Source organism: Neobacillus cucumis (assembly GCF_016908975.1).
In the GTDB taxonomy this organism is placed as follows: Bacteria; Bacillota; Bacilli; order Bacillales; family Cytobacillaceae; genus Neobacillus; species Neobacillus cucumis.
In genome coordinates this window covers 1-7,822 of record NZ_JAFBEX010000051.1, presented here as the reverse complement: position 1 = coordinate 7,822, position 7,822 = coordinate 1, and the positions used below count along the sequence as shown (strand labels likewise).

The window sequence follows — 7,822 nt, the reverse complement described above, 5'->3', positions numbered from 1 at the left end:
CAAGACTGAAGAAGATATGATGAAAGTTCGTAACTTAGGCCGCAAATCACTCGAAGAAGTGAAGGCAAAACTAGAAGAGCTTGGATTAGGCTTACGTAAAGACGACTAGTCAAGAGTAAAGCTGAAATCCGTTTTATGACTTCAACAAAGGAGGGAACCCTTCATGGCATACAGAAAGTTAGGACGCACAAGCGCACAGCGTAAAGCTATGCTACGTGATTTAACTACAGACTTAATTATCAACGAGCGCATCGAAACAACAGAAACTCGTGCGAAAGAAATTCGCTCAACTGTTGAAAAAATGATCACACTTGGTAAGCGCGGTGATTTACATGCACGCCGTCAAGCTGCTTCTTACGTTCGTCACGAAGTTGCTAATGCTGAAAATGGTCAAGATGCAGTTCAAAAACTTTTCGCTGATATCGCTCCACGTTACCAAGAGCGTCAAGGTGGATACACTCGTATTATGAAACTTGGACCTCGCCGCGGTGACGGTGCGCCAATGGTTATTATCGAGTTAGTTTAATACACTTAACAGACAACAAGGGCGCTGGACAGTTTACAAACAAACTTGTTCTTTGCCCTTTTTCTGTAAAGGAAATTTTTATAATTGTTCGACACAAGCCAAACGAGTGTTATGATGAGCGTGACTCCAAAACTTTGGAGCCAAAAGGATTTACTTAATTCCTTGGAATGAAAACGGTTTAGTCTTTTGTTTTCTTCTTCGCGTCTCGTCTAGCTCATGCACCTCCTCCCATTTCTTTTTAGAAATCCCTTTATCTGCAGTTGAATACGTGCTGCTTAGGGACGAGGTGCAGGCTTTTTTTGTTATATTAAAAGTAAAATGATACTTGCAACAAGAGCAGAGAATAGTCTAGCTAGGGAGAATGCACGATGAAAAAGTCAATTGTATCTCTAAAGGGAGTATCCTTTCAGTACGATAATCAGGAACGATATGCCCTAAAAAATGTGAGCTTTGATATTTATGAAGGGGAATGGCTTGCCATTGTCGGTCATAATGGTTCAGGGAAATCAACGATGGCAAAATTACTAAACGGCCTCCAGTTTCCTCAAGAAGGCGAAATCACCATCGATGATTTAAAGTTGAATGAAGAGACGATATGGGATGTTCGGAAGAAGATCGGTATGGTTTTTCAAAATCCTGATAACCAATTTGTAGGCACTACAGTACAGGATGATGTGGCTTTTGGTTTAGAAAATAATGGAGTGCCACGGGAAGAAATGGTGCAGCGTGTGGAAGATTCATTAAGTAAAGTGAAAATGGATCAATTTCTATATCAAGAGCCCCACCATCTATCAGGTGGACAGAAGCAACGTGTTGCCATTGCTGGTGTTTTGGCATTAAGACCATCCATTATTATTCTTGATGAGGCAACCTCAATGCTTGACCCAAGAGGACGGGAAGAGGTTTTAGAAACAGTCCGTTTATTAAAACAGGAAAAATCTCTAACTGTAATCTCCATTACTCATGACTTAGAGGAAGCTGCTAAAGCTGATCGGATTATTGTGATGAACCGTGGAGAAGTATATCGTGAGGGCACTCCTGAAGAGATCTTTACTATGGATGAGCAATTGATTCAATTAGGATTGGATATTCCTTTCTCTGTAAAATTAAGCAAAGCGTTCCGTCAAAATGGAATGAAACTATCTAAGCATTATTTATCGGAAGAAGAGTTGGTGACAGAACTATGGACATCTCGCTTCAGCATATAGATTACCGGTACCAAGCAAACACTCCTTTTGAGCGGTTGGCGATTCAAGATGTCTCCATTGATATTCCTGCAGGAACGTACATGGCCATCATCGGTCATACGGGTTCAGGCAAGTCAACCGTCCTGCAGCATTTAAATGCGCTCTTACAGCCATCTAAAGGAACTGTAAATATTGGCGGTCATGAAATAAAGGCTGGTCAGAAAAATAAGCATTTAAAGCCGGTACGACAAAAGGTTGGAATTGTGTTTCAATTTCCGGAACATCAGTTATTTGAAGAAACCGTTGAAAAAGATATTATCTTTGGTCCTATGAACTTTGGCGTTTCTGAGTCTGAGGCCAAATGCCGAGCACGGCTTGCCTTACAACAAGTCGGACTTTCAGAGGACGTTTTAGGAAAATCACCATTTGACCTCTCAGGAGGACAAATGCGGCGTGTGGCGATTGCTGGTGTACTGGCAATGCAACCGGATGTGATTGTTTTGGACGAGCCTACTGCAGGATTGGACCCGCGAGGCCGAAAAGAGATTATGGATATGTTTCATGCTCTTCATAAGGACAGACAGCTTTCTACTATACTAGTTACTCATAGTATGGAAGATGCAGCAAGGTATGCTGACCAAATTGTCATCATGCAGCAGGGACGGGTTGCTAAACAAGGAACTCCGTCTGAAATCTTTTCTTCACCCGTTGAACTGGTGGAAATGGGTCTTGATGTTCCTGAGGTCGTGCGATTTCAGCTGAAATTAGAAAAACAAACAGGACTTAAATTAGATAAAATTTATCTCACGATTGATGAGTTAACATCAAAGGTTACCGAGGTATTAAGCAGAGGTGTTCGCTTATGATGGAGAAAATGATTTTTGGCCGTTATGTTCCTGCTGACTCTACCGTTCACAAAATGGACCCTCGTTCAAAACTAGTGATTATATTTCTATTTGTTTGTATTATCTTTTTGGCTAATAATTGGGTTACCTATGCACTTATTGGCATTTATACTTTTTATATGCTTGGTATATCAAGAATTCCAGCCCGATTCTTATACGGAGGGCTCAAACCTGCTATCTGGCTTGTTTTATTTACGTTAATTTTGCAAGTGTTTTTTACAAAGCAGGGTGTATTACTCGTTAAATTTGGACCAATCGAGATATATGATGAAGGGGTTAGACAGGGGATTTTTATTTCGTTAAGATTCTTTTTCTTAATCCTGATGACCTCCTTATTAACTCTTACGACAAGTCCAATCGAGATTACGGACGGCATGGAAACTCTTTTAAATCCTTTAAAAAAAGTTCGGTTTCCTGTCCATGAGATGGCGCTAATGATGTCGATCTCTTTACGGTTTATTCCGACACTTATGCAAGAAACGGACAAAATTATGAAAGCGCAAATGGCTCGCGGGGTAGAATTTGATAGCGGTCCAATTAAAGATCGGGTCAAAGCGGTTATTCCACTCTTGATTCCTTTGTTTGTCAGTGCCTTTAAACGAGCGGAGGAACTTGCAATTGCCATGGAGGCCCGCGGGTACCGCGGCGGTGAGGGTCGGACAAAATACCGTCAGCTTAGCTGGCGTACAGTGGATACGCTGCAAATCCTTTTATTAGCTGTTTTAACAGTTCTTCTAATTTTATTACGGTCATAATGGAGCGAAACCATGCAAAGGTATAAGTGTATCATTTCTTACGATGGTTCAGGGTTTTCAGGATATCAAATACAGCCGAATAAACGGACTGTTCAATCCGAGCTAGAAGCAGTCTTAGCCAAGATGCATAAAGGGGAATCTATTAAAGTTTCTGCATCAGGCAGAACAGATGCGGGTGTCCATGCAAAAGGACAGGTCATTCATTTTGATTCTCACCTTCCGATTTCAGAGGAGAAATGGGAAATGGCACTTAATTCGCTGCTGCCGGAGGAAATTTCAGTTCTTTCGGTCAAAAAGGTAGATTCGACATTTCATGCTCGATTTAATGCCATTGGGAAGGAATATCACTATGTCCTTCAGCTTTCGAAAAGAAGGGATCCTTTTCAGCGGAATTTCTCTTATCTTTATCCGTATGAATTAAATATAGAAGCGATGAGGGAAGCTAGCTGCTTTTTCGTCGGAACGCATGACTTTACAAGTTTTTGTTCGGCAAAGACGGAAGTGGAGGATCGGATTCGTACCATTGAGGCCATTGATTTAATCTTGGACAATGACTTTCTGACTCTACGCTTTGTAGGAAATGGATTTTTATATAATATGGTTCGTATTCTAACAGGAACTTTATTGGAAGTGGGCAATGGAAAGCGAAAACCCGAAGAAATGGCGGAATTATTGGCTAAAAAGGACCGCCGCCTTGCCGGAAGGACGGCTCCAGCCCAAGGACTTTACCTCTGGAAAGTATTTTATGAATAAAATTTCTAAAACAACTTTTCCTGGTGTAACATTTCCTTGACAATTAGACCTATAGTCTTTATTATATTAGATGTGCGTGTTTTTAATCCCACGATAAAGCCCCGGAAAGTCTTCATCGTGATTGAAAATATATGATTTGAAAAATGACTGCACAAGGGCATCAGATGTAAATTCCCGGAACAGAATGAACACTGATTGCTTTAAAGGTGCGAAAATAATAATCTTTAAAGGATTTAATAGGAGGGAAACTCATGCGTTCAACGTTTATGGCAAATGCCAACAATATCGAGCGTAAATGGTATGTGATTGATGCAGAAGGCAAAACTCTTGGTCGTCTTGCTTCTGAAGTAGCTTCAATCTTACGCGGTAAAAACAAACCAACTTTTACACCACATGTTGACACTGGTGATAATGTAATCATTCTTAATGCTTCTAAAGTAGAACTAACTGGTAAGAAATTAACTGACAAGATCTACTACCGTCACACAATGCACCCAGGTGGTTTAAAAACTAGAACTGCTCTTGAAATGCGTACTAACTACGCTGAAAAAATGATCGAGCTTGCAGTTAAAGGCATGCTTCCAAAGAATTCTCTTGGTCGTCAAATGTTCAAGAAATTACACGTGTATGCTGGCAGTGAGCATCCACACCAAGCACAAAAACCTGAAGTTTACGAACTTCGCGGTTAATTTAGAGGGAGGGAAATAACTTGGCACAAGTTCAATATATCGGTACTGGTCGTCGTAAGAGCTCTGTCGCACGTGTGCGCTTAGTTCCAGGCACAGGTAAAATTGTAGTAAATGGTCGTGAAATCGAAGATTATATCCCATTCGAAGCATTACGTGTTGTTGTAAGACAACCACTAGTTGCAACTGAAACAGTTGGCAGCTATGATGTTCTTGTAAACGTAAGCGGCGGTGGATATACTGGTCAAGCTGGCGCAATTCGCCATGGTATTGCTCGTGCATTACTTCAAGCTGATCCAGAATTCCGTCCAACATTAAAGCGCGCTGGTTTATTAACTCGTGATGCACGTATGAAAGAACGTAAGAAATACGGTCTTAAAGGTGCTCGTCGTGCGCCTCAGTTCTCAAAACGTTAATTATCAACGTTTCAAAGGCTCTCAACCGATTTGGTTGGGGGTCTTTTTTTATGGTTAAAATCACTTTTGACCACATTTTGACCACCAAGTATTTTTTGACTGCATTTGACCACAGATTATAATTCTAAGTACCGTTGGAACTTCGCTGCTGTTTGCCTCTTTAAAGTATTTGTTACGTGAGTATAGATGTTCATTGTCATTTTAATATCAGTGTGTCCCAAGCGCTCCTGCACCTCTTTAATACTTGCACCAGCTTCAAATAGGAGGGATGCGTGAGTATGACATAAGCCATGGATAGTAATGACTGGACAAACAAATGTTTTGGCAGGTTTAAGTAACAGGAGTGTCGAAGTAAAAGAATATGCTGTGCGTTCTTTTGAAAATTGGGGAAGTCCTGATTGCATAGAGATTCTAGATGGAGTGGATTGTGGTGAAACTTGGCTTCAGGAGTATATAAACCAAGTAATCCTAGATTTGGAAGAGGAGCTGCTTAGTGAGTGAAATGTCGTTGTTGGTTAGAAAGGTAGCTAGAGCTAAATGGCCAGATACAGGAACAGGTACGGTTGGAATATACAGTTTAGATGCAGACACTATATCTATAGATTTAAAAACTTAACAGAATACGCTATCGACGTGGGAAGTGGAATCAGAGGAAACAATAAATGAAGCAGCTTTAGCACTTGTTGCTGGAGCTGATCATCATGATTCCTTCTCTGTTGTCTATATTGATAAAGATTCAATCCTGGCAAAAGGATTAGTCATTGATGACAAAGCTGGTAACACTCCCGTAGAGGATCTGATTCAAACACATAAGGTAGGTTTATTGAGTAGGGAATATGCCAAAGAATTAAACAGAAAATCAGTAATTAAAGTCTTGATAAGAGTTGGAGATAATTTCCAAAGGGCGATATTGGATCGATTAATAAATGGTGACTATAAAGTGGGTGGCTCGGAAATTCTCCCCTCAAAAAAAGGAAAATTGAAATGGTTCATTAATCTTACTTTTACGTGTGATTCGAACAAGGAAGTATTAGATAAAGATAAAATACTCGGGGTTGACCTAGGTATTGTCAATGCAGTAACCATGGCTGTCAATTTTTCTCTTTATCGTAGGAATATTTAGGGAGGGGAAATTGATAAATTTAGAAAAGGAGTTGAAGCCAGAAGGATAAGTGTTCAAAGACAAGGGAAATATTGCGGTGAAGGACGTAAAGGGCATGGTAGAAATACTCGTATTAAACCTATTGAGAAATTAAATCAAAAGGTTCAAAACTTTAAAAATACCACCAACCATAGATACAGTAAGTTCGTTGTAGATACTGCAGTCTTAAAAGGGTGCGGAGTTATCCAGATGGAAGATCTAACGAAGATAGCTGATGGAGATAAAAAAGAAACCTTCTTGGGAGCTTGGCCGTATTATGATCTGCAGAGAAAAATTGAGTACAAGGCAAAAGAAAAAGGGATTAAAATCCGATACATTAATCCTGCATATACTTCGCAGCGCTGTTCGAAATGTGGATATATATGTAAAGAAAATCGAGAATCACAAGAAGTGTTCAAGTGTAAGAACAATTCTTGTGGGTATTCAGCCAATGCTGATTTTAATGCCGCAAGAAATATCTCATTGAACGATATTTAACAGTTGATTAGGGATGAGCTAGAAAGACAGTGATGGGAATTGGTTGAAGATAATGATGATTTCGAATTAATTATTTAGGGGATCATTTAAAATACAATAGGTTGATTGGGCATTCTTAAATCGTAGAAGTGCCGTTGTTCTGATGGTAACGCTCGATAAATTCCTCGGAAAATATTGTTTGTTCCGACACTCGTTATGATACGTAGGAATGAGTGCAAGCGCCACTATATAATATGTACATAGCCGCTCTTGATTGAGTGGAAATAAAGACCATCATCAAAATGATGGTTTTTTATTTTTATACACATGTTTTTTAGTGACATTTATTTCTGATTTAGTATTTAAAGTATTATTATTCGGTGCAGAAAAAGCGAGAGTAGATATTAACAGAAGGCAACGAGAAGGTATCGACTCCGCAAAGCAATATCGGGGTTTTTTTAATTGGAGACATAGTAAGAACTTCGTCTGCCAGTCTTTTTGGTTGGTTATAAATAAAAGGGCTTCCACAAGGAAGCCCCTTTTTGTATGCAATATTAATTTATGATAAATTCTTCATTTGTATAATATGTTCCATCAAAGCAGTGATCAGTGGTATGGAGAACTAAATATTTTTCTTTATGTATTAGGGGGGGATTTCTCATAAAAAGATGTTGACTTACATATGGAGTATTTGGTATATTATTATTTGTCTCTTAGGGCGGCGAAGTTAATAAAAAAAAGAAGTTGACTTCTAAAAAGATAAAAATTATAATTAATCTCGCTGTTGCTAATTAAAGTGATATATTGTTCTTTGAAAACTAAACAAACAAAAACGTCAACAAACAATAATATTCATTTCTTATGAAATGAAGCCAACGTAACAAATGAGCTAATCAACTTTCTTGGAGAGTTTGATCCTGGCTCAGGACGAACGCTGGCGGCGTGCCTAATACATGCAAGTCGAGCGAATCAATAG

The 7,822-nt window shown here is 39.3% G+C and carries 11 protein-coding genes, 1 rRNA gene and 1 pseudogene; 12 read left to right on the top strand and 1 reads right to left on the bottom strand.

What is annotated here, in order from left to right:
- From JOC76_RS29360 to rpsI, 8 genes are all read left to right on the top strand, one after another.
- The coding region (locus JOC76_RS29360) for a DNA-directed RNA polymerase subunit alpha C-terminal domain-containing protein (protein WP_275591436.1) at positions 1-109 on the top strand (109 nt) is incomplete at its 5' end.
- 54 nt (positions 110-163) lie between these two features.
- Positions 164-526, top strand: coding sequence for a 50S ribosomal protein L17 (gene rplQ / locus JOC76_RS29355; protein ID WP_101645951.1), 363 nt, complete (start codon positions 164-166; stop codon positions 524-526).
- A 368-nt stretch (positions 527-894) separates the two neighbouring features.
- Entirely contained in the window at positions 895-1,734 is an 840-nt protein-coding gene (locus JOC76_RS29350) for an energy-coupling factor ABC transporter ATP-binding protein (RefSeq protein ID WP_205182306.1), read from the top strand.
- The gene (locus JOC76_RS29345) at positions 1,710-2,579 is read left to right on the top strand and encodes an energy-coupling factor ABC transporter ATP-binding protein (RefSeq protein WP_205182305.1); all 870 of its coding nucleotides are present in this window, start codon (positions 1,710-1,712) and stop codon (positions 2,577-2,579) included. Before JOC76_RS29350 ends, JOC76_RS29345 begins: the two co-directional genes overlap by 25 nt.
- Complete coding sequence (locus JOC76_RS29340; RefSeq protein ID WP_205182304.1) at positions 2,576-3,373, top strand: energy-coupling factor transporter transmembrane component T family protein; 798 nt, start codon at positions 2,576-2,578, stop codon at positions 3,371-3,373. The genes JOC76_RS29345 and JOC76_RS29340 overlap by 4 nt, the downstream gene beginning before the upstream one ends.
- A 12-nt stretch (positions 3,374-3,385) precedes the next feature.
- Entirely contained in the window at positions 3,386-4,126 is a 741-nt protein-coding gene (truA, locus tag JOC76_RS29335; protein WP_205182303.1) for a tRNA pseudouridine(38-40) synthase TruA, read from the top strand.
- Positions 4,127-4,377: 251 nt separating this feature from the next.
- Entirely contained in the window at positions 4,378-4,815 is a 438-nt protein-coding gene (gene rplM / locus JOC76_RS29330; protein ID WP_098533177.1) for a 50S ribosomal protein L13, read from the top strand.
- Between the two features lie 20 nt (positions 4,816-4,835).
- Positions 4,836-5,228: a 30S ribosomal protein S9 gene (gene rpsI / locus JOC76_RS29325; RefSeq protein ID WP_098533175.1), complete on the top strand. Its 393-nt coding sequence runs from the start codon at positions 4,836-4,838 to the stop codon at positions 5,226-5,228.
- A gap of 116 nt (positions 5,229-5,344) precedes the next feature.
- On the opposite strand, the pseudogene JOC76_RS29320 reads toward rpsI, so the two are convergent.
- Positions 5,345-5,530 (bottom strand): annotated as a pseudogene (locus tag JOC76_RS29320) (tyrosine-type recombinase/integrase); the annotation flags it as partial.
- On the opposite strand from JOC76_RS29320, the gene JOC76_RS29315 reads away from it, so the two are divergent.
- The 4 genes from JOC76_RS29315 to JOC76_RS29300 all read left to right on the top strand — a co-directional run.
- Positions 5,529-5,729: a hypothetical protein gene (locus JOC76_RS29315; RefSeq protein WP_205182308.1), complete on the top strand. Its 201-nt coding sequence runs from the start codon at positions 5,529-5,531 to the stop codon at positions 5,727-5,729. The pseudogene JOC76_RS29320 and the gene JOC76_RS29315 sit on opposite strands and share 2 nt — an antisense overlap.
- 139 nt (positions 5,730-5,868) lie before the next feature.
- A complete protein-coding gene (locus JOC76_RS29310; RefSeq protein WP_205182302.1) occupies positions 5,869-6,351 on the top strand; it encodes a hypothetical protein in 483 nt (160 codons plus the stop codon).
- Between the two features lie 9 nt (positions 6,352-6,360).
- A complete protein-coding gene (locus JOC76_RS29305; RefSeq protein ID WP_205182307.1) occupies positions 6,361-6,867 on the top strand; it encodes an RNA-guided endonuclease TnpB family protein in 507 nt (168 codons plus the stop codon).
- A gap of 878 nt (positions 6,868-7,745) precedes the next feature.
- Positions 7,746-7,822 (top strand): 16S ribosomal RNA (locus JOC76_RS29300); the annotation flags it as partial.

Bases quoted from the DNA above. Each gene is read 5' to 3' on its own strand.
- rplQ (WP_101645951.1), top strand. From the start codon at position 164: ATGGCATACAGAAAGTTAGGACGCACAAGCGCACAGCGTAAAGCTATG.
- JOC76_RS29350 (WP_205182306.1), top strand. From the start codon at position 895: ATGAAAAAGTCAATTGTATCTCTAAAGGGAGTATCCTTTCAGTACGAT.
- JOC76_RS29345 (WP_205182305.1), top strand. From the start codon at position 1,710: ATGGACATCTCGCTTCAGCATATAGATTACCGGTACCAAGCAAACACT.
- JOC76_RS29340 (WP_205182304.1), top strand. From the start codon at position 2,576: ATGATGGAGAAAATGATTTTTGGCCGTTATGTTCCTGCTGACTCTACC.
- truA (WP_205182303.1), top strand. From the start codon at position 3,386: ATGCAAAGGTATAAGTGTATCATTTCTTACGATGGTTCAGGGTTTTCA.
- rplM (WP_098533177.1), top strand. From the start codon at position 4,378: ATGCGTTCAACGTTTATGGCAAATGCCAACAATATCGAGCGTAAATGG.
- JOC76_RS29315 (WP_205182308.1), top strand. From the start codon at position 5,529: ATGACTGGACAAACAAATGTTTTGGCAGGTTTAAGTAACAGGAGTGTC.